The following is a 21,026-nucleotide window of genomic DNA, read 5'->3' on the forward strand; positions in this document are numbered from 1 at the left end:
CCTCACTTGCTCTTGTTGTAGACGTCGAAGATGACGGCAACCAGAAGCACCAGCCCCTTGATCACCTGCTGATAGTCGATGCCGATGCCCAGGATGGACATGCCCATGTTCATCACGCCCATGATCAGCGCACCGATCACGACGCCCACGATCTTGCCCGACCCGCCCGTCATCGACGCGCCGCCGATGAAGACCGAGGCGATGGCGTCCAGCTCGAAGCCCACACCCGCCTTTGGCGTGGCAGAGTTCAGTCGCGCCGTCACGATCATGCCCGCCAGCGCCGCCAGCACGCCCATGTTGACGAAGCAGAAGAACACCAGCCGGTCGGTGCGGATGCCTGAAAGCTTGGCCGCCTTCTCGTTGCCGCCAAGCGCATAGATGCGCCGGCCCATCACGGTGTTTTCCGTGAAGAAGGCGTACAGCACCGTCAGAACGACCAGGATCACCATCACGTTCGGCAGACCGCGGAAGCTCGCCAGCTGCCAGCCGACAAAGCCGATGGCGGCGGCCAGCACCACGGTGCGGCCCACGAACAGGCCCGCGGGCTCCAGCTCCACCCCGAATTCGGCATCGCGCGCGCGGGCCCGCATCCCGATCCAGACCACCGCCAGGATCGCCAGCGCCACCACGATCAGCGTCATGCCATGCGGGCGGCCCATTCCGGTCAGGTCGGGGATGAATCCGTTGGCCATGGCCTGGAACCCCTTGGGGAAGGGCCCGATGTTCTGCCCGCCCAGAAGCCACATCGTGGCGCCCCGGAACACCATCATGCCGGCCAGCGTCACGATGAAGGACGGGATGCGCCAATAGGCCACCCAATAGCCCTGCATCGCGCCGATCAGCCCGCCCACGGCCAGGGTGATCGGGATCACCAGCCAGAACGGCAGGCCCACCTTCACCGTAAGCCAGGCCGCCACCGCGCCGGTGAAGGCCGCGACCGACCCGACCGACAGGTCGATATGGCCCGAGACGATCACCAGAAGCATCCCCAGGGCCAGGATGATCACATGCCCGTTCTGCAGGAAGATGTTGGTGATGTTCTGCGGCGTCAGGAAGTTGATCGGCTGCGGCTGCATCTGCAGGATCACGCTGAAGAACACCACGATGGCGACCAGCGCCACCAGCATCCCGTTGTCGCGCAGATGCCCGCCAAGATGCGCCCGAAGGTCCCGCTCTCCTGCCATCACGCCACCTTCCCTTCCGATTTCTTCATGTTGTCCCGGATGATCGCCGCCATGATCCGCTCCTGGCTCGCCTCGGCCCGGCTCAGCTCATCCACGATCCGGCCTTCGTTCATCACATAGATGCGGTCGCACATGCCCAGAAGTTCGGGCATCTCGGACGAGATCACCACCACCCCCCGGCCCTGCGCCGCCAGCTCGTTCATGATCGTGTAGATCTCGAACTTCGCGCCCACGTCGATGCCGCGCGTCGGCTCGTCCAGGATCAGCACCTGCGGATCGGTGAACAGCCACTTCGACAGCACCACCTTCTGCTGGTTGCCGCCCGACAGGTTCACCACCTTCTGCTGCACCCCCGGCGTGCGGATGCCCAGCGACTTGCGGTAGCCCTCGGCCACCTGCGTCTCGCGCCGCTTGTCCAGCACGCCGCGCGCCGACACGCCCACCAGATTGGCCAGCGTCACGTTGCGCACGATGGGCTCTTCCAGCACCAGGCCCAGAACCTTGCGGTCCTCGGTCACATAGGACAGCCCCGCGTCGATCGCCTTGGAAACCGTCGAGGTATCAACGGCTTTCCCGCCGATCTTCACCTCGCCGCTGATGTTGCGCCCGTAGCTGCGGCCGAAAATCGACATGGCCAGTTCCGTCCGCCCGGTGCCCATCAGCCCGGCAATCCCCACGATCTCGCCCTTGCGCACCGTGAACGACACGTCGCGGATCATCTGGCGGTCCTGCTGGTCGGGGTGCCAGGCGTTCCAGCCCTTCACTTCCATCAGCACCTCGCCCAGCTTCGGCTCGCGCTCGGGGTAGCGGTGCGCCATGTCGCGGCCCACCATGTCGCGGATGATGCGGTCCTCGGTGATCTCGTCGCGGTTCAACGTCGAAACGGTGGACCCGTCGCGGATGATGGTGATCCGGTCGGCCACCCGCCCGATCTCGTTCAGCTTGTGGCTGATCAGGATCGAGGTGATGCCCTGCGACTTCAGCTCCAGAAGCAGGTCCAGCAGATGCTGGCTGTCGTTTTCCTGCAGGGCCGCGGTCGGCTCGTCCAGGATCAGAAGCCGCACGTCCTTGGCCAGCGCCTTGGCGATTTCCAGCAGTTGCTGCTTGCCGACGCCCAGCTTCTCGACCTTGGTCGAGGGCGCTTCGTCCAGCCCGACCTTCTTCAGCAATTCGCCGGTGCGCCGGAACGCCTCGCGCCAGTCGATCACCCCGCCCGAGGCGACCTCGTTGCCCAGAAACAGGTTCTCGGCAATCGACAGAAGCGGCACCAGCGCCAGCTCCTGGTGAATGATGATGATGCCCTTGGTCTCGCTGTCCGCGATTCCGCGGTTCTGCAAGACCTGGCCATCGAAATGGATCTCGCCCTCATAGCTGCCATGCGGGTAGATGCCCGAAAGCACCTTCATCAGCGTGGATTTGCCCGCGCCGTTTTCGCCGCAGATGGCATGAATCTCGCCCTTTTCGACCGTCAGGTCCACGCGGTCGAGCGCGCGCACGCCGGGGAAGGTCTTGCCGATCCCCCGCATCTCCAGAAGTGCAGCCATGGATCCCCCCAAAGGCAAAGGGCGCCCGCCGCAGGGAGCTTGCGGCAGGCGCCCGGAAGATCAGCTTACTTCAGCTGGTCTTCGGTGTAGTAGCCCGAACCGATCAGGACATCCTTGTAGTTCGTGATGTCCACGGCCACCGGCTCCAGCAGGTAGGACGGCACGACCTTGACGCCGTTGTTGTAGGTCGAGGTGTCGTTGATCTCGGGCTCGCCGCCCGACAGGATCGCGTCCACCATCTTCACGGTCACGCCGGCCAGGGTCCGGGTGTCCTTGAACACGGTCGAGTTCTGCTCGCCCGCCATGATCGACTTGACCGAAGGAATTTCCGCGTCCTGGCCGGTGACGCAGGGCATCTTCAGGTCGCCCGAGCCATAGCCCACGCCCTTGACCGAGGACAGGATGCCGATCGACAGCCCGTCATAGGGCGACAGCGCGCCGTTCAGCACCTTGTCGCCGTAGTTGGCCGACAGAAGGTTGTCCATGCGGGCCTGGGCCACCGCGCCGTCCCAGCGCAGCGTGCCGACCTTGTCCATGCCCATCTGGCCCGACGGCACGGCGATCTCGCCCGCATCGATCATCGGCTGAAGAACCGACATGGCGCCATCGTAGAAGAAGAAGGCGTTGTTGTCGTCGGGCGAGCCGCCGAACAGTTCCACGTTCCACGGCTTCGCATCCGGGAAGTTCGCCTTCAGGCACGACACCAGCGCATTGGCCTGCAGAACGCCAACCTTGAAGTTGTCGAAGGTGGTGTAATAGTCCACGTCGCCCGAGTCACGGATCAGGCGGTCATAGGCGATGACCTTGATCCCCGAAGCCTGGGCGTTCGCCAGGGCGTTCGACAGCGTGGTGCCGTCGATGGCGGCGATGACCAGGACGTTCACGCCCTTCGAGATCATGTTCTCGACCTGGGCCAGCTGGGTCGGAATATCGTCTTCGGCATATTGCAGGTCGGCGGCATAGCCCGCGGCCTGGAACTGCTCGACCATCGAATTGCCGTCCGAAATCCAGCGCGACGAGGATTTCGTGGGCATCGAGATCCCGACGGTGCCCTTGTCCTGCGCAAAGACCGGCGCACCCAGCAGGGTCGCAGCCGCAGTCAGCGCCAGAAGGGCGCGCTTGGTAACTTGCATTCCGTATCCTCCCTCGTGCCGCCCATTTGGCGGCGGGTTCACCGGCCACGGCGTCCCCCCGGACTGCCGAACCGCCGGCGGAAGTTGCAGAGTCGGATCATATCCGTCAAATAAGGATACGCGATACAAACATACCGGAAATGATATGCCACAGCCGCAGACCGAGGATGTTCTCCAGCGCCGCGGGCTGAAACTCGCCCATCTGCGCCTGATTGCCGCCCTGGCCGACACCGCGCAGCTTGGCCTGGCCGCCGCCCGGCTTGGCACAACCCAGCCGGCCGCTTCCCGGCTTCTGGCGGAACTGGAACAGATCCTCGGCCATGCCGTTCACCAGCGCAGCGGCCGCGGCATCGCGCTGACCCCGGCGGGCGAGGCACTGGCCCGGCGCGCGCGCAAGGTGCAGATCGAACTGGCCGAGACCGCGCGCGAGATCGAGGAACTCGCACAGGGCGGCGCCGGCCATGTCCGCATCGGCGCCGTCACCGCGCCCGCGCTGGAAATCGTGCTTCCCGCCCTGCGCACCGCGCGCCTTTCACATCCCGCGCTGACGGCCGAGGTCACGGTCGCCCCCTCCGACACGCTCTGCCGCCAGCTTCTGGCGGGCGATCTCGATTTCGTCCTGGGCCGCCTGCCGACCGGAGCCGACCGCCGCCTGCTCGACATCCGGCTCATCCGCGACGAGCCGGTCTCGCTCATCGTCCGGCGTGGCCACCGGCTTCTGTCCGGCGCGCCCGTCCGGCCGCGCGACCTCCTGGCCTTCGACTGGGTCCTGCCCGGTGCCGACAGCCCCCTGGCCGCCGCCGTGCGCGCCCGCCTCGCAGACCTCGGCCTGCCCGACCCGCCGCAACGGCTCTCCACCGCGTCGTTCCTGCTGACCCTCGCCCTCGTGCAGCAGACCAACGCCATCGCGCCCCTCGCCCAGGCCGTCGCCGACCAGTTCGCCGGCACCCCCGACGCGCCCTATGGCGTGGTTCCGCTCGACCTTGGCGTGGTCGTCCCCGCTTACGGCCTCGTTACCCGCGCAGGCAGCGAACTCACCCCCGCCGCCGCCCTGCTGGCCCGGCTGATGATGGATCGGATCCGCGCCTAGGACAGGCAATCCGCCCATCCCGTTTGGCCCGCCTCACTTCACCTGCAATGTCTTGATGTATTCCGCCACGTTCACCAGCCGCACAGGCGTGGGCGTCGGGATGCCGTCGCCGCCGTCGTAGAGCACCATCTGCGCGCCATCCAGCAGCGGCGCGAAACTCGGCATGACCGATCCGTTCTTGCCCCCGCCCGAATAGCCCCAGATCTGCGCCATCACGGCCGTGGTCGGGAACACTCCGCCATTGTTCTTCGCCAGCAGCGTCAGGTTCGCGGGCTTCACCGGCAGACCCGCTGCCGAAGGCCCGTCGCCAAGGCCCGTGGGACCGTGGCAGGTGGCGCAGACCGCTTCGTAATCCTGCTGCCCCGTGGGCATCGGCGGCTCCTTCGGCGCGAACGGCAGGCAGGCCGCCAAAGCCAGCACGGCGCAAGCCGGTGCCAGGACGGCAAGCGGACGAACAGGTTTCATGAAGGGCCCCCCTTACGGTGTTTTGGCCACTCCACCATGGCTGGTGCCCTGGCGCAATCGCGATCCCGAGGCGGGCCGCCACGTCCCCCGCGCCGCGTCCTGCGCGCCACGCCCCTCAGGTCAGGATCGCGAAATCCCGCCAGGTCAGCGCCTCCTGCCCCGACAGCACCGCCACCACCTCGGCCTCGGCCGTGCCCATCCCGTCCCGGTCGTAGCGCAGGATCCCGGTCCCGGTATCGTACAAAAGCCGCTGCACCGCGGTCGTCGCCTCCACCACGCCATCGCCGCTCAGCACATGGCGCGCCGCGATTCCGGTCATCGGCAGGCCGATCCAGCCCGCCGCCAGCCAGATGCGGTCCTCGCCCGAGACAAAGCCGTGGATCGTGTCGGCATCGGCCGACAGCTGCCGGCGGAACACGAAGGAATCGGCGCCATCGCCCCCCGTCAGCTCATCATGCCCAGCGCCGCCCTCGATCCAGTCGCGCCCCGCGCCGCCCAGGATCGTGTCCGCACCGCCATCACCGGCCAGCGCGTCATCTCCCGCCCCGCCGGACAACAGGTCGTTTCCGCCCCCGCCCGCCACATCGTCCACCCCGTCCAGGCCGACAAAGCTGTCACCCAGCCCGGACAAGGTGAAGGACTCGATCGAGGTGACTCGCTCGGCATTGCCGAACCCGTCGTCCAGCACCTGCGCGCCGGCAGCCGTCATGTCGATCTGCACGCCGTGGCCGCCCAGCCCCTCGACCCCCCAGAACCCCAGCCGGTCGCGCCCCTCGCGGCCATCGAAACTGTCCACACCCTGCCGCCCGTCAAAGGAATTGTCGGCCGCATCGCCCCGCATCACATCGGCCAGAGCCGTGCCGCCAAGCCCCTCGACCCCGATCACCTGGTCGGCAAAGCCGAAGGGATCCACGACCTTCTGCGCCGCCAGATCGGCCAGGATGCCGCGCCGCCCGCCGAGCGACAGCGCCTCGCCATAATCCAGCCAGTCCACGCCCAGCCCCCCCGCCAGCACGTCGCGCCCGGCGCCCAGCGCAAAGGTCTCGCCCGCATCCGATCCGGTCAGGCTGTCGCCAAAGGCGGAATCGCCATAGGATTCGAACCCGGAAATCCTGTCCAGCCCGCCCCAGCAATCCGTCACCGTGCCCGCCGCCACGTTCAGCACGATGCCCCGGTAGGCCATGCCATCGGTATAGCTCGACTGGTAATCCAGCCGGTCCAGCCCCGCGCCGCCTCCCAGCACGTCCGACCCGGCATCGCCGCGGATCAGGTCGTTTCCCGTGCCGCCGCGCACCGTGTCGTCGCCGGTTCCCGCCCCGACCCCGCCCCACAGCGTGTCATCGCCGCCAGACCCGATCACCAGGTCGTTGCCGCGCAACAGGTGGCGCAGCACCGCGCCGCCGTCCCCGCTGCCGCTGCCCGCCGACCCGAAGGCCAGCCGCACCAGAGTGGCGAGCGAGGCCGAACAGTCGATGCGGAACAGCTCGTCGCCCAAGGCCGACAGCACCCGCACCCGCGACACCGTCCCGTCGATCACCTGCCCCAGCTCGTCATAGCGGAAATCAGTCCCGCTCATCACAACCTGCGTGCCCGAAACCGAAAGGTAGGCCAGTTCGATCGCCGTGGCGGCGATCGGAGTCCCTCCGTCCTTCAACTGGTCGGCAATCCAGGATTGCCCCGCAACTTGGGTATAGGTCAGTCGGGCCATTTCGTCCTCCGGTTGAGGAAGTCCTGACCCAACAAGCTTAACAGCGCGTTAACCGCCCAGCGGTCAGCCGCCGGTGATCCGCCCCTGATCCAGCCGCAACATCCGGTCCATGCGCGCGGCCAGCTCCATGTTGTGCGTGGCGATCAGGGCCGAAAGCCCGGTCTCGCGCACCAGCGCCATCAGCACCCGGAACACCTGGTCCGATGTCGCAGGGTCCAGGTTCCCCGTCGGCTCGTCCGCCAGCAGAAGCTTCGGCGCATTTGCCAGCGCCCGGCAGAAGGCCACGCGCTGCTGCTCGCCGCCCGAAAGCGCCGCCGGCCGGTGATCCGCCCGCCCGGAAACACCCACGCGGGCCAGAAGCTCGCGCGCCCGCGCCGCCGCGGCGGCCCGGCCCTGGCCATTGGCCAGCTGCGGCAGCACCACATTCTCCTCGGCCGAAAACTCCGGCAGCAGATGGTGGAACTGATAGACGAACCCCACCTCGCCCCGCCGCGCCTCGGTCCGTGCCCGGTCGCTCAGGCCGCCCATCTCGCGGCCCGACAGCCGCACCACGCCCGCATCCGGCGTGTCCAGAAGCCCCGCGATGTGCAACAGCGTGGATTTGCCCGCCCCCGACGGCGCCACCAGCGCCACCACCTCGCCCCGCGCAATGCGCAGCGAGGCCCCGCGCAGCACCGCCACCTCGCCGGGACGGCCGCGCTTGAACACCTTCTCGATCCCCGAAAGCTCCAGCACCGGCTCACTCATAGCGCAACGCCTCCACCGGGTTCATCCGCGCCGCCCGCCGCGCCGGAAAGATCGTCACCACGAAGGAAAGCCCCAGCGACAGCACCACCGCCGACATCACGTCGCCAGCCTGCAACTTCGCCGGCAGCGCATAGATGCCGCGGATCGACGGGTCCCAGACCCCGCCGCCCGAGACGTAGTTCACAAAGGAAAAGATCGGGTCCACATAGATCGCGAACAGGCAGCCCAGCGCCACGCCCATCGCCGTGCCGATGATCCCGGTAAAGGCGCCGCAGATGAAGAACACCCGCAGGACCGAACCTTCCGTCAGCCCCATCGTGCGCAGGATGCCGATGTCACGGCCCTTGTTCTTCACCAGCATGATCAGGCCAGAAACGATGTTCATCGTGGCAATCAGCACCAGCACCGACAGGATCACGAACATCACGTTGTCCTCGATGGTCAGCGCCTTCAGGAACGACCCGCTCGATTGCTGCCAGGTCCACAAAAGCGCCCCCTGCCCCGCGGCGCCCAGCAAAGCGTCCTGATACTGCTCGATATGGTCGGGATCGGCGACCATCACCTCGATCTCGTCGGCCAGCCCCTCGCGGTTGAAATAGCTCTGCGCTTCGACCAGCGGCATGTAGACCCGCGTCTGGTCGATGTCATAGCGGCCGGCGGTAAAGATCCAGACCACCTCATAGGCATTGACCCTCGGACTGGTGCCAAAGGCCGTCTTCATCCCGTCAGGCGAAATCAGCCGCAGCCTGTCGCCCACAGTGACGCCCAGGTCGCGCGCCAGGCCCGAGCCGATGGCGATGCCTTGGGGAAACCGGTCCAGCTCGCCATAGGCATCCGCCCCCTCGCCCACGCGCCGCGTGGCGCGCAGCCCCTCGGGCGAAATGCCATAGACATCCGCCCCCCGCGCCACGCCATTGGCCGAGGCCATGACCTGCCCGCGCACCACCGGCGACACTTGAATCACCCCCGGCACCCGCTCCAGCGCGGCCGCCCGCTCGGCATAATCAGTGAAGCCCCGGACAGGCCGCCCCTCCTCGTCCACCCCCTGCGCCGGATAGACGCTGACATGGGCGTTCGATCCCAGGATCGTGTCCACGAACTCGGCCCGGAATCCCGCCCGCACCGACAAGGTGGCGATCAGCGCAAAGACCGCCAGCGTGATGCCGATCAGGCTGATCCAGGTCATCACGCTCACGCCCCCCTCGGCGCGCCGGGCCCGCAGGTAACGCCAGGCGATCATCCATTCGAAGGGCGCGAAAGGGGCGGTGCGATTGGCCAAGGCGGGCTCCGGTCAAAGGGCGCGCGGACCATGGGGCGAGGCCGGGGGAAGGTCAAGCCAAGGCCCCTCCCGGCGGCGGATCGCCCCCACCCGGCCGGGCCTGGCGCAGGGGCTCAGGGCGCTGCCCGGCATCCCGGCACGTCAAAGACGGTCGCACAGGTCTCGCGGGCCAGCGCATCGGCCCCGGTCAGCACCACCGAAAGGTCTTCCGGCAGAGCGCCGATCTCCCAGAACAGGTCCAGCCCCTCGACAATCTTGCGTCGCATCCTGCAGTACAGCCGTCCATCCGCCGCGGGCGCAAGGCGGCAGGTCGCCGAGATTTCGCCCAGCCCGGTATCCGGCACCACGACCAATCGCTCTCCCGTCCCCGTAGCCGTGCCAGCGCTCGTCGGAGCGGCTGGAATGCCGAAATCGCCGGGGCGAATGCCTCCCGGCTCGAAGAACACCATTTTCTCCGGCACAATCTCCGCCCCGGCGTCCCGAAGCAGCGCGCAGAGACTGCCCTCTCCGTCCGGCAGACGCGCCGCCCCGCAGCGCTCCCGCTGGAAGGCCGCCGCACGGACGGACAGAGCGGTGATCCGAAGCCCGTCCCGTCCGCCAGACGTCTCGCGGCAGATGGCGCGGCCATGCCGCGGCAACAGGGGATATCGGCCCTCCCGGCGGATGTCTGGGCCAAGATACAGCATGATCGCCTCACTCCATGGCACCGCGCCCGCGATGCCAGACAGAAGAATCGGGATCGGTCTCGCGGTGCAGGCCGCCGGGGCCGGGCGGCGGCTCCATAGGGTCATCGCGCCCTGCCCCGCCCAGAACGCCGGCAGCGCAAGCAGCCCCGCCAGGGTGACGGCCCCCAGCCACCTGCCCTTCACCCCCCAGGACTTCGCCGCCAGGCCCGCCGCCCGCGCAAGGATCGTGACAGGCAGCGCCCATACACAGAGGTCCAGCCAGAAGTTTCCCGTCGCCACCAGCGGCGCCGGCACCTCGGCCGCAGTCCAGCCCGCAACGCCCAGCCGAACCCCAAGGTGAAACAGCCCAAGGGCAACGCAGAGGCCAAGCAAGGCCCGCCAGCCAGGCATCAGGAAGGGCAGGTAAACGATCACCAGCCACAGCAGCACCAAAGACAGAACAACCGCCACTCGCAACGCTCCCATTCCCGGCGGGCCCGAAGGCCAAGGCAGCCGCCGCCCGTCTCGCCCCTCGTGGCCAAACCTACGGCGGCTCTGTCCGGCATCCCGGCCAGCTTTCCCTGCACCAGGCCCCTGGTTCTCGTCCGGGGCTCATGCAGGGCGCGTGCACCGTTTCCACAGAAATCCGCCTTGCACCATCCCCGCCCGCGGTCTGGTCACGGTCGAAAGCGTTAAGTCCAAGTTAATATGCCCTCGCAATCCATTGATTTTGCTGGAACGACCCGGGCGTCCGAGCTCGGACGCCCTATTGCCCCGCCTCCAGGAGCGGCTCATACCGGGCATCCGTCAGGGTCTTCAGGAAGGCGACCAGCGCATCCACCCGCGCCTCCTTCAACGCCGGCCCGCTCTCCAGCTCGGTCAGCGACAGGTTTTCCGGCACCTCCGGCGCCCCCCAGGGCAGCCCCGTCTCCGGGTTCACCTTCCGCCCCGGTGCCTTCGAGTTGTACTGGTCATAGAACAGGATCACCGTCCGCAAGTCCGCGAACACCCCGTTATGCATGTAGGGCCCCGTGACCGCCACGTTCCGCAGGGTGGGCACCTTGAACTTCCCCGCCTGCGCCGGATCGCCCGCCACCGCGGGGTTCTGCGCCAGCCCCAGATCCGGCCCCGCCGCCCCGTTCACCGCCCGCACCGCCCCATTCACCGGCACCCCGATGTTGTGGAAGGAATAGTTGGTGAAGGTCTCGTCCCCCGCCATCGGATCGTCCCGCAACTGGTGACACTGCCGGCAGTTGGTGAACTGGTTCGAGAAGAACAGCACCCGACCCAGATCCTCCTGCCGGGTCAGTTCCACCTCGCCCCGCAGCCACCGGTCGTATTTCGAATCGAAGGTCGAGAACGCCGGCCCCGCCTCATAGGCCGCAATCGCCCCCGTCATCGCCCCATAGGCCGCCGCCACATCGCCCGGCGCGATCCCCGCCGCCTCCAGCGTCGCCGCATAGCGCGGGTCCTCCCACAGCCGCGCCACCACGGCCGCCTGGTCGGGCATCCCCATCTCGGCCGGGTTCACCGGCGGCCCGCCCGCCTGGTCGGCCAGCGTCGCCGCCCGCCCGTCGTGGAACAGCCCGCCCCGCCACTGGCCGTCCGGCCCCTTGCCAAAGGCCGGTGCCAGGGCCGCATAGGCCGCCGTCGGCGCATTGCGGTCGCCCAGGCTCACCCCGTCGTCCCCCAGGGAAACCGCCTGCCCCGCCGCCGTCTCGCGCTTGTCCACGAACCCGGAATCCGGCTGGTGGCAGGTGGCACAGGCCTGCGTGCGGTTCTTGGACAGGTTCACGTCGAAGAACAACGCCTCGCCCCAGGCCTCGGGCGAGCCATAGGCTCCCTCGTCAGCCCCCAGGGGCAGGGCCAGCCCGCAGAGCAGGAAAGACAGCACAAGTCGCTTCATGGCACTTCCTTTGCCGGGTCCCTTACCCCGGCTTCATGACGCGCCGACAAAGCCCCCGATTTCCGACAAAATCAATCGGAAACCGCCCGCGTCATCTCCGCGCAGCCCAGAACAGACCGCGCTTCAGCATCTCGGCCGGAGCCCCGTGGTCGATCACATTCGCCTGGTGGCCAAGCGCATTGTAGTAGACCCGACCTTGCCCATAGCCCTTCACATAGGCCACCGGCATGGCGACCGGCCCGTTCACTGAGTGCGGGCCGGGCGCCACCGGGAAATCCGTCACCGCCAGCACCTTCACCGCCGGATCGACATGCAGATAGTACTGCTCGGACGTCACGTCGAAATCGCCGATCCCCGCGACCAGCGCATCATCCGACACGATCCGCACCCGGTAGGCCACCCCGTCATTGCCGGGATGGGCCACCCATTGGCTGCCGGTCAGGAACTGCCAGTCCACATTCTCGCGGAAGGCGTCGCACATGCCGCCATGACAGCCGGCGATGCCCGTCCCTGCCGCCACGGCGGCGCAGACGTTCAGAGCCTGTTCCTTGCCGATCTTCGACATGGTCCAGACCGGCACGATCAGGTCGTAGCCCGCCACCTCGGCCGCCTCGTCAAGACAGGACAGCGTGTCGGTCAGAGTGACCTCCGCCCCCGCCTCGCGCAGCCAGCCCGCGAACAGAGCGCCCACCTTGTCGGGCTCGTGCCCGTCCCATCCGCCCCAGGTCACCAGTGCGCGCATGTCATCCCCCTCAGAACCGCTGCGGCTCGGCCGGCTTGTTGGCCGCGATGGCCTCGATTGCCGCCATCACGTCAGGCGTCAACTTCGCCTTGGCCTCCAGCGCCTTCAGGTTGTCCGTCAGCTGGCTCAGCTTCGAGGCCCCCAGGATCACCGTGGAAACCCGTGGGTTCTTCAGGCACCACAGCAGCGCCATATGGTGAATGGGCAGGCCCGCCTCGTCGGCGACCTTCGCCAGCTTCTTCACCTTCTCGATCCGCGCCCGTCCCTGCTCGCCGGTGATGATGTCGCGCAGCCATTCGTAACCGGGCAGCGCCGCGCGGGCATCCTGCGGCACGCCGTCGTTGTACTTGCCAGTCAACAGGCCCGAGGCCAGCGGCGACCAGATCGTCGTGCCCAGCCCGAACGTGTCATACAGCGGTGCGTAGTCGCCCTCGACCTTGGCCCGCTCGAAGATGTTGTACTGCGGCTGTTCCATGACCGGCGGGGTCAGGCCCCATTTCGCCGCCGCCACATGCGCCTCGGTGATCTGCTGCGCCGACCATTCAGAGGTGCCCCAATAGATCACCTTGCCCTGGCGGATCAGGTTGTCCATCGCCCGCACCGTCTCTTCGATCGGCGTGTCGATGTCGGGCCGATGGCAGAAGAACAGGTCCAGATACTCCACCTGCAGCCGCTTCAGCGCCGCGTGGCAGGCATCCGTCACATGCTTGGCCGACAGCCCGCGCTGAGTGGGCTTGTCGCCGCCCCAGAACACCTTGGACGACACGACATAGCTGTCGCGCGTCCAGCCCAGTTCGCGGATCGCCTGGCCCATCACCTTTTCGGATCCGCCGCGCTCGTAACCCTCTGCGTTGTCGAAGAAATTCACGCCGGCATCATAGGCCGCCGCCATGATCTCCTTGGCGGGCTGCACATCCACCTGCTTGGCGAAGGTCACCCAGGAGCCAAAGGAAAACTCGCTGACCTTAAGCCCGGTCTTGCCCAGACGACGATACTCCATCGGATTCCTCCCAAGATGTTTGCGCAAACCTAGTGCGCGCCTTGGGGAATGGCCAGAGAGCCCGGCCTGATCAAACCCGGTTTGCGGCAATGCCCCGGATGCATTGGACCTGCCCCGCCCGTTTGCCCTCAGGCCACCGCGACCGCCACCGCCGCAAAATGCAGCCCGGCGGCCACCGCCACGAACATGTGCCAGATCGCGTTCTGAAACCGCAGCCGCTCCCAGACATAGAAGCCCACGCCCGCCACATAGGTCAGGCCTCCGGCCGCCAAGAGCCACAGCGACATCGCCGGCAGCGCAGCCGAGACCGGGCCGATGGCAATCACCCCCACCCACCCCAAAAGGATATAGGCCAGGATTGACAGCCGGTCATAGCGCCCGGGCAGCACCACTTTCACCAGGATGCCAAGCGCCGCGCCAGACCAGACCACGATGCCCAAGGCCCAGGCCCAGCCCTGGCTTTCCAGATGCGGGATCACCGCCGTGTAGGTGCCCGCGATCATCACATAGATCATCGAATGGTCGAACCGCCGCAGCAGCCATTTCAGCATCGAAGGCGGCGTCATGTTGTAGGCCAGCGAAAAGCCCCACATCAGGAAGAACCCGGCGGCATAGACCGTCAGGGCCGCAAAAGTGCCGATGCCCGAGGTCTGCAGCGCATGGACCAGCAGCACCGGAAAGGCGATGACGCCCGCCAAAAGCGCCAGCGCGTGAACGATGCCGTCCGCCAGCAATTCATGCAGGGAAAGCTCGCGCTTGCTCAGTCGATGATGGTTTTCGGGCAGGGTCATGGCGTCAGCCTTTGGGAAATTCGTTGAAAAAGCATGACCGACCCCGCCCCACGGTCAAGTCAACTTGTCCTGAGAGACGTAGCGTCGCGGCAATCGGACCACCCCGCACAAGGCAACACCGTCGCACCGGAAAGGGCCGGCGCGGCGGTCAAGCGAAATGGATACGCGGGCCCCAAGGCCCGCGCACATCTTAACAAAAGGTGAAGTCCGTGGTGTAAGTTATTGAATTCATTGTGATCCGCAAAGCGTCCGAGCTCGGACGCTCGTCAGCGGCCCGCATAGATCGAGGCGATCCGGTCCACCGCCGCCTCGGGCGACATCTCCTCGCTCTCCCCGGTCCGGCGCGAGGTCAGTTCCACCTTGCCCGCCGCCAGCCCGCGCGGACCCACGGTGATCCGCCAGGGCAGCCCGATCAGGTCCATGGTGGCGAACTTCGCCCCCGCCCGCTCGTCCCGGTCGTCGTAGAGGGCCTCCAGCCCCCGGGCCTTCAGCGCCTTGTAGAGCCCCTCGCAAGCCGCATCCGCCGCCCCGTCGCCCTGCTTCAGGTTCACGATCCCCACCGGGAAGGGCGTCACCCCCTCGGGCCAAATGATCCCCTTGTCGTCATGGCTCGCCTCGATGATCGCCCCCAGAAGGCGGCTGACCCCGATCCCGTGCGACCCCATCTCGACCGGAACCTTCGTGCCCTCGGCCGTGGTCACCTCTGCCCCCATCGAGGCCGAGTACTTGGTCCCGAAGTAGAAGATCTGCCCCACCTCGATCCCGCGACCCACCTTGCGGTGCGCCTCCGGAACCGCCTCGAACACCGCCGGATCATGGGTCTCGTCGGTGCGGGCGTAAAGGGCGGTGAACTCTTCGCAGACCTTGGCCACCTGGGCGCGGTCGTCGTAGTCGATCTCGCGGGCACCCAGCTTCAGCCCGGTCACCCGGTCGTCGTAGAACACCTCGCTCTCGCCGGTCGAGGCCAGCACCAGGAACTCGTGGGTGTTGTCCCCGCCGATCGGGCCGGAAGCGGCCCGCATCGGGATGGCGGTCAGGCCCATCCGCTCGTAGGTCCGCAGGTAGCTGACCATGTGGCGGTTGTAGGCGTGGAGCGCCGAGGCCCGGTCCACGTCGAAGTTGTAGCCGTCCTTCATCAGGAACTCGCGGCCGCGCATGACCCCGAACCGGGGCCGCATCTCGTCGCGGAACTTCCACTGGATGTGGTAGAGGGTCAGGGGCAGGTCCTTGTAGCTGGACACGTGGCTCCGGAAGATGTCGGTGATCATCTCCTCGTTGGTGGGGCCGTACAGCATCTCCCGCCCCTGCCGGTCCTTGATGCGTAGCATTTCCTGGCCGTAATCGTCATACCGGCCCGACTCCCGCCACAGATCGGCGGGCTGCAGGGTGGGCATCAGCAGGGGGATGTGGCCGGCCCGGATCTGTTCCTGGTGGACGATCTCCTCGATCCGCCGCAGGACCCGGAAGCCCAGGGGCAGCCAGGAATAGATGCCCGCCGCCTGCTGCTTGATCATGCCGGCCCGCAGCATGTAGCGGTGGCTGACGATCTGGGCCTCGGCGGGGTTTTCCTTGAGGACGGGCAGGAAGTAGCGGGACAGGCGCATGGGGGCTTCACCCTTGGGGATCACGGTCCCGAGGGGTTTAGGCCAGAGGCCCCCGTCCCGCAAGACCGGGCGTGGAGGGGGCCGCAAGGGCGTCCGAGCTCGGACGCCTGGTCGGGTCCAGGGATTTCAAGGGGTTATGAGGGCGTGTTAACTTGGACTTAAGAATTGTCCGAGGGGGGATGGGACGACGCGTTGATTGGTTCTGTCCCTTCGTCAATCCAATCATGCCCGAAAGGAAACCAGAACACGACCCCACGCGGGCGCATGAAGGACAATCACGAGAGGGCAAGAAGATGCTTGCGGGAAGGCAACCGGTCGCACCCTGCGGGTTTGCCGTCACGCCTCGGGGATGATCCGGCTGAAGTTTTCCAAGGTTACCAGTGCGGGATCGGGTCCGCCACGCTGGCCCGTCTCGAGCGCGTCGATGCCGGCCACCTCAGCCGCAGTGAGGTCAAAGTCGAGGATAGCGGCGTTCTCGGCAATGCGCGAGGGCTTGACCGACTTGGGGATCACGGCACGCCCCTCTTGCAGGTGCCAGCGCAGCATCACCTGCGCTGCGGTCTTTCCGTGCGCCTGCGCAATGGACAGGATTGTCGGATCCTCAAGCGTGCTCTTCGAACTGCCACGATAGAAGGTGATGCCGCCGATGGGCGACCAGGCCTGGGTGCGGATGCCATGACGGGCGTGCATCGCCTGCAACTCCCGTTGCTGGAAATAGGGGTGGACTTCGATCTGGTTGACCGCCGGGACCACCTGAACCGCCTGAAGCAGGCGCTCCAGATCGGCGGGCATGAAGTTGCTGACGCCGATCGCCCGCACCCTGCCCTGCCCGAGAAGCACCTGAAGGGCACGATAGGCGGCGAGGGTGCGCCCGAAATCCGCCGTCAGGGGCTGATGCAATAACAGCAGGTCGATCTGGTCGACCCCCAACTTGCCCGCACTCTTGTCGAAGCCGTGCAGGGTTTCGTCGTAGCCGTAGTCGTTGATCCAGATTTTCGTCTCGACGAAAATCTCGTGCCGAGGCAGGCCGGATGCCCGGAGAGCTGCGCCGACGTCGCGCTCGTTGCCATAGGACGCGGCCGTGTCGATCAGGCGATAGCCTTGCCGCAGCGCCTCGACCACGGCGGCCGCTGTTTCGGCCGGAGGCGTCTGGAAGACGCCAAAGCCGAGGCCCGGCATGATGACACCGTTGTTCAGGGCGATGGTGGGGATGGGCATGCAGCACTCCTGTTCTGTGCCGCGCAATCTAGCGCTTTCGGATACTGGCGATAATCCGGCATAATCCGCATGAGCCATTGCGCACGGAGCAATAATGCGCCCCGACCTGACCGCCTTGCAGATCTTCATCGAGGTTGCGCGCGATCTGAGCTTCACGAACGCGGCTGCGCGGCTGGGTCTTGCGCCGTCTTCCGTCAGCAGGACGATCCGCGATCTGGAAGACCGGATCGGTGTCCGGCTTCTGACGCGCACCACCCGCAGCGTCTCGCTCACCGAGGCCGGCCTGCGTCTGCTGGACAGGGCGGCCCCCCGACTTGAGGAGATCTCTGCAGAGCTTGCGGCGCTGACCGACCTTGGCCTGCGGCCGTCAGGACTGGTCCGCATCACCTGTTCGGAACAGGCAGCCTACCGGGTGCTGTGGCCGAAGCTGCGCGGCTTGATGAAGGACTTCCCGCAAATCACCGTGGAGCTGTTCATCGACCACAGCTTCACAGATATCGCCGCCCGGAACTTTGATGCGGGCGTGCGACTGGGCGACAGCGTTGAAAAGGACATGGTCGCCGTGCGCATCGGCCCGGACAGCCGCCTGATTGCGGTGGGTGCGCCCCGCTACTTCGCGGAACGACCCATCCCCTTGCGGCCACAGGACCTGACCGAACAATCCTGCATCAACCTGCGTCTGGGGACGCGCGGCGACCTTTATGCGTGGGAGTTCGAGCGGAGCGGGGAAAAGTTACGCGTGCGGGTCGATGGACCGTGGATTTTCAATACGGTGCGTATTCCACGGGAGTTGGGCAGCTGTTCCACGCGAAGCTGGGCGCGTGTTCCACGGCATCGTGGGCATCGATTCCACGGACGCTCGGGCAGTTTTGCCGACAGCGTGATGGAGTCAGTGTTGAGCGGTGGGGTCAAGGATTTTCATCAGTGCTTTTTTGCGTCGCATGCTTTCACCGGAGAGAGGTAGGCGATGTGCGTTGTGTACGAGGCGATCAAGGATGGCGTCGGCAAGGGTTGGGTCACCAACGGCCTCATGCCAGTGCTCGACGGGGAGTTGGCTGGTCACGATGGTGGATCCACGTCCGTGTCTGTCTTCGAGGATTTCGAGGAGATCCCGCCGTTCAGACATTGTCAGAACTGATAGTCCCCAATCGTCGAGTATCAGCAGCTTGGTCTTTGCAAGTGTCTTGAGGAGGTTGGCGTGGCGGCCATCACCACGGGCAATGCTCAAGGTTTCGAACAGGCGCGGTACGCGGTGATAAGCAGCTATATGGCCGTCTCGGCAAGCTTTGTGGGCTAGAGCGCAAGCTATCCAACTTTTCCCCAATCCCGTCGGCCCCGTGATCAAGAGATTTTCGTGACGCATGATCCAACTGCCATCGATGAGGTGCGCCATCAGCGCCCGATCAATTCCGCGCGGGGTGCGCATGTCCAAATCTTCGACGCTGGCAGACTGGCGCAATGCCGCAAAGCGCAGCCGTGTCGCCATACGCTTGGTGTCGCGCTCCGTCGTTTCGCGGTCGACAAGCAAACCAAGGCGATCCTCGAAGCCTAGAGCATCGAATGTGGCCTCTGCACGGCGTTGCTCATCGAGTGCATTGGCCATCCCTGTCAGGCCGAGGGCGATTAGCCGTTCTGTCGTTGGGTGTTTCAGCAAGTTTTGGTTTCCTTCTAGTGATAGTAGCTCTGGCCACGGATGTTGGCGTGCTGCAGCGGCGCCTCTTCAGCGTTTTCGTCGAGGAAGGCTTGGTCTAGGCGGGCTTTGAGGATGGATTTGATGGAAGCCACAGATCGGGCGCGGATGCTCAAGCCCCGTCGGCAGGCCGCATCGATGCGTGCGGGCTCATAGCTCTTTGCCAAGGCCAAGATACCCAGACAGGTTCTGAAGCCCTGCTCAGGGTGGGGGCGGTCGGTCATGATGGTTTCGCAAAACGACGCCACGGACGGCCCAAGTTTTTCCGCCTGAGCGAGGATCCTCGCGGGCGTCCAGTCAGCATGCCGCCGATGGGCTGATGGCATATGTTCCGCGAGTGTCACATGGCTACGTCGACCCAGGCAGCGCGGATGGCTGGCAACGCGCACACCCTTATGGAAGACCTCCACCACATCGCCACAAACTCTGATATCGACTTCCTGGCGGATCAGACCAAAGGGCACAGAATACCAAGAACTATTCACCTCAACATGGTAATCGGGCGCAACACGAGCCTTCTTCCAAAGCGCAAATTCGTAGGGCTCAGATGGTAGAGGCTGGAGGTTGGGTCGATCCAGGGTCGCAAAAAGATCAGCTCGACTGGCGCTGTAGCCGCGCATGACACGCGTGTTGAGCCGATCAACCAACAGTTTTATCGCAGCATTGAGATCGCGCAGGCAGAAGAAGCGGCGATTGCGCAAGCAAGCCAGTACCCAGCGCTGTGCAACCTGCACTGCAACTTCAACTTTGGCTTTGTCTCGGGGCTTGTAGGGACGTGCAGGTAATACAGCCGTCCCATAGTGCGCGGCCATTTCCGCATAGGTCCGGTTCAATCCTGGATCGTAGCGATCTGCCTTCAGAACAGCCGACTTCAGATTGTCCGGTACAACAGCACGCGGCGCTCCGCCAAGGAAGGCGAACATTCGGACATGGGCAAGGATCCAGTCTTCAAGGCCTTCGGACCCGACAGCCTCGGCATAGGTGTAGTTGGACGCACCCAACGTGGCGACAAAGAGTTTCATCGCACGGGCCTCGCCCGTTACCGGGTCGATTACATCAATCGTGTCGCCCGCAAAGTCGACAAAGACTTTCTCACCACCAACATGCGTCTGCCGCATCGTCGGGCGGACACGACCCTTCCAAGCGTCGTAATGTTCACAGAACCAAGCATATCCAAAGCCATGAGGGTAGGCTTGCCGATACTCCTCCCAGAGCAAGGCGCGGGTGACCCCAGGGCGGCGCAACTCTCGGTCAATCTCAACCCAATCTGGAACCGGACGCTCCGGGTCGCTGACCGCAGGCGGCGCAGGAAAAAGTAGCAACTCAAGGTCATCGTCAGAAAGCCCGTCGGGCAAAGGCCAACTCAAGCCTGCTGCACGCGCACGACTTAAGTACGAACCTACAGTGCCCTTTCCCAACCCAAGCGACGCAGAAATCTGCCGCTCACTTAGCTTCTGCCCCAGTCGGAGCCTCAAAACATCGCGTATCCGTCGCATCGACAATCGTCCCGTTGGCATCTCGGCTCTCCCCTTCAAACACAGGGACACCGTAGCTTCAGATTGTCGGTCAAAACTGCCCACCTTCGCGTGGAACACATGCCCACAATGCCGTGGAACAGCCGCCCACGATCACGTGGAAACACTGCCCATCATCCCGTGGAATGACTGCCCACGATCACGTGGAACACGCAAATACGGTGCAGCCGATGGTGGAAGCGGCGCTCTTCGGTTACGGGATCGCTTTCGTGCCGGAAGACGAGGCACGGCCGCATCTTGCCACGGGTGGGCTTGTGCAGGTTCTGGCCGACTGGTGCCCGGCAATTCCGGGGTTCCATCTCTATTATCCGAGCCGGCGCGGGAACTCGCCGGCATTCCAGATCATTGTCGAGGCGCTGCGCTATCGTCCGAGCGATGCGGATGGGTGAGCAATGTCGCAAGCCTCTCCTACTCGCGCCCAGGAAATCGGGCGTCGCGAGGGCCGTGCTTTCGTTGAGGCAAGAGGGCTGTTCACACGGGTTGGCGGCCCTGAAGTCGCATAGGAGCGCAGGCCAGAACGGGCGGCCGGGGTCGTCGCGTCCGCCGATGGGTTTGGTCCAAGCTGACACCGAGGCCCCGGCTTTCGCCGGGGCGGGGTCGCGTCGGGGGTGGGCCGTTGCAGAGCACGCCCACCGGGGTGAACCCCGGCCTACCGAGGGCTTGGGGATGGCGGTGGTGGTGGTGCGCAATGACTGCGCACCCTACCTCGCGGCGGGGTTGGCGTG

General features: G+C 65.8%; 19 protein-coding genes. 3 read left to right on the plus strand and 16 right to left on the minus strand.

What is annotated here, in order from left to right:
• Positions 1 to 2: 2 nt before the first annotated feature.
• From mmsB to chvE, 3 genes are all read right to left on the minus strand, one after another.
• On the minus strand, positions 3 to 1,184 hold the full coding sequence (gene mmsB / locus JO391_RS08255; RefSeq protein WP_220664033.1) for a multiple monosaccharide ABC transporter permease: 1,182 nt from the start codon (positions 1,182 to 1,184) through the stop codon (positions 3 to 5).
• On the minus strand, positions 1,184 to 2,728 hold the full coding sequence (mmsA, locus tag JO391_RS08260) for a multiple monosaccharide ABC transporter ATP-binding protein (protein WP_220664035.1): 1,545 nt from the start codon (positions 2,726 to 2,728) through the stop codon (positions 1,184 to 1,186). Before mmsA ends, mmsB begins: the two co-directional genes overlap by 1 nt.
• 65 nt (positions 2,729 to 2,793) lie before the next feature.
• Positions 2,794 to 3,861, minus strand: coding sequence for a multiple monosaccharide ABC transporter substrate-binding protein (gene chvE, locus JO391_RS08265; protein WP_220664037.1), 1,068 nt, complete (start codon positions 3,859 to 3,861; stop codon positions 2,794 to 2,796).
• A 145-nt stretch (positions 3,862 to 4,006) separates the two neighbouring features.
• Between chvE and JO391_RS08270 the strand changes: the two genes are divergently transcribed.
• Positions 4,007 to 4,951 carry a LysR substrate-binding domain-containing protein gene (locus JO391_RS08270; protein WP_220664039.1) on the plus strand — a complete coding sequence of 315 codons (945 nt, stop codon included), beginning with the start codon at positions 4,007 to 4,009 and terminating at the stop codon, positions 4,949 to 4,951.
• Positions 4,952 to 4,984: 33 nt separating this feature from the next.
• Here the strand turns inward: JO391_RS08270 and JO391_RS08275 are convergent, their stop codons facing one another.
• The 11 genes from JO391_RS08275 to JO391_RS08325 all read right to left on the minus strand — a co-directional run bounded on the left by JO391_RS08275 (position 4,985) and on the right by JO391_RS08325 (position 17,076).
• Positions 4,985 to 5,416 carry a c-type cytochrome gene (locus JO391_RS08275; protein WP_220664041.1) on the minus strand — a complete coding sequence of 144 codons (432 nt, stop codon included), beginning with the start codon at positions 5,414 to 5,416 and terminating at the stop codon, positions 4,985 to 4,987.
• Between the two features lie 115 nt (positions 5,417 to 5,531).
• Positions 5,532 to 7,124 (minus strand): calcium-binding protein, encoded by a 1,593-nt coding sequence (locus tag JO391_RS08280; protein ID WP_220664043.1) that lies wholly within the window; start codon positions 7,122 to 7,124, stop codon positions 5,532 to 5,534.
• Between the two features lie 63 nt (positions 7,125 to 7,187).
• Positions 7,188 to 7,871 (minus strand): ABC transporter ATP-binding protein, encoded by a 684-nt coding sequence (locus JO391_RS08285; RefSeq protein ID WP_220664045.1) that lies wholly within the window; start codon positions 7,869 to 7,871, stop codon positions 7,188 to 7,190.
• Positions 7,864 to 9,150: a lipoprotein-releasing ABC transporter permease subunit gene (locus tag JO391_RS08290; RefSeq protein WP_220664046.1), complete on the minus strand. Its 1,287-nt coding sequence runs from the start codon at positions 9,148 to 9,150 to the stop codon at positions 7,864 to 7,866. The genes JO391_RS08285 and JO391_RS08290 overlap by 8 nt, the downstream gene beginning before the upstream one ends.
• Positions 9,151 to 9,263: 113 nt before the next feature.
• The gene (locus tag JO391_RS08295) at positions 9,264 to 10,286 is read right to left on the minus strand and encodes a hypothetical protein (protein ID WP_220664047.1); all 1,023 of its coding nucleotides are present in this window, start codon (positions 10,284 to 10,286) and stop codon (positions 9,264 to 9,266) included.
• A gap of 295 nt (positions 10,287 to 10,581) precedes the next feature.
• Entirely contained in the window at positions 10,582 to 11,721 is a 1,140-nt protein-coding gene (locus JO391_RS08300; protein ID WP_220664048.1) for a cytochrome-c peroxidase, read from the minus strand.
• 91 nt (positions 11,722 to 11,812) lie between these two features.
• Positions 11,813 to 12,463, minus strand: a complete 651-nt coding sequence (locus tag JO391_RS08305; RefSeq protein WP_220664049.1) for a ThuA domain-containing protein — start codon at positions 12,461 to 12,463, stop codon at positions 11,813 to 11,815.
• 10 nt (positions 12,464 to 12,473) lie between these two features.
• A complete protein-coding gene (locus JO391_RS08310) occupies positions 12,474 to 13,463 on the minus strand; it encodes a potassium channel beta subunit family protein (protein WP_220664050.1) in 990 nt (329 codons plus the stop codon).
• A gap of 128 nt (positions 13,464 to 13,591) precedes the next feature.
• The gene (gene trhA / locus JO391_RS08315; protein WP_220664052.1) at positions 13,592 to 14,254 is read right to left on the minus strand and encodes a PAQR family membrane homeostasis protein TrhA; all 663 of its coding nucleotides are present in this window, start codon (positions 14,252 to 14,254) and stop codon (positions 13,592 to 13,594) included.
• Between the two features lie 266 nt (positions 14,255 to 14,520).
• Complete coding sequence (gene proS / locus JO391_RS08320; protein WP_220664054.1) at positions 14,521 to 15,858, minus strand: proline--tRNA ligase; 1,338 nt, start codon at positions 15,856 to 15,858, stop codon at positions 14,521 to 14,523.
• Positions 15,859 to 16,194: 336 nt separating this feature from the next.
• The gene (locus tag JO391_RS08325; RefSeq protein WP_220664056.1) at positions 16,195 to 17,076 is read right to left on the minus strand and encodes an aldo/keto reductase; all 882 of its coding nucleotides are present in this window, start codon (positions 17,074 to 17,076) and stop codon (positions 16,195 to 16,197) included.
• A 94-nt stretch (positions 17,077 to 17,170) separates the two neighbouring features.
• On the opposite strand from JO391_RS08325, the gene JO391_RS08330 reads away from it, so the two are divergent.
• Entirely contained in the window at positions 17,171 to 18,040 is an 870-nt protein-coding gene (locus JO391_RS08330; protein WP_220664058.1) for a LysR family transcriptional regulator, read from the plus strand.
• Here JO391_RS08330 and istB read toward each other — a convergent pair.
• Both istB and istA read right to left on the minus strand, forming a co-directional pair.
• Positions 17,966 to 18,730: an IS21-like element helper ATPase IstB gene (istB, locus tag JO391_RS08335; protein ID WP_220660781.1), complete on the minus strand. Its 765-nt coding sequence runs from the start codon at positions 18,728 to 18,730 to the stop codon at positions 17,966 to 17,968. The two genes, JO391_RS08330 and istB, sit on opposite strands and share 75 nt — an antisense overlap.
• A 14-nt stretch (positions 18,731 to 18,744) precedes the next feature.
• Positions 18,745 to 20,283, minus strand: coding sequence for an IS21 family transposase (gene istA, locus JO391_RS08340; protein ID WP_220660780.1), 1,539 nt, complete (start codon positions 20,281 to 20,283; stop codon positions 18,745 to 18,747).
• A 143-nt stretch (positions 20,284 to 20,426) separates the two neighbouring features.
• Between istA and JO391_RS08345 the strand changes: the two genes are divergently transcribed.
• Positions 20,427 to 20,690, plus strand: coding sequence for a LysR substrate-binding domain-containing protein (locus JO391_RS08345; protein ID WP_220664060.1), 264 nt, complete (start codon positions 20,427 to 20,429; stop codon positions 20,688 to 20,690).
• Positions 20,691 to 21,026: the final 336 nt, after the last annotated feature.

Source organism: Neotabrizicola shimadae (assembly GCF_019623905.1).
In the GTDB taxonomy this organism is placed as follows: domain Bacteria; phylum Pseudomonadota; class Alphaproteobacteria; order Rhodobacterales; family Rhodobacteraceae; genus Neotabrizicola; species Neotabrizicola shimadae.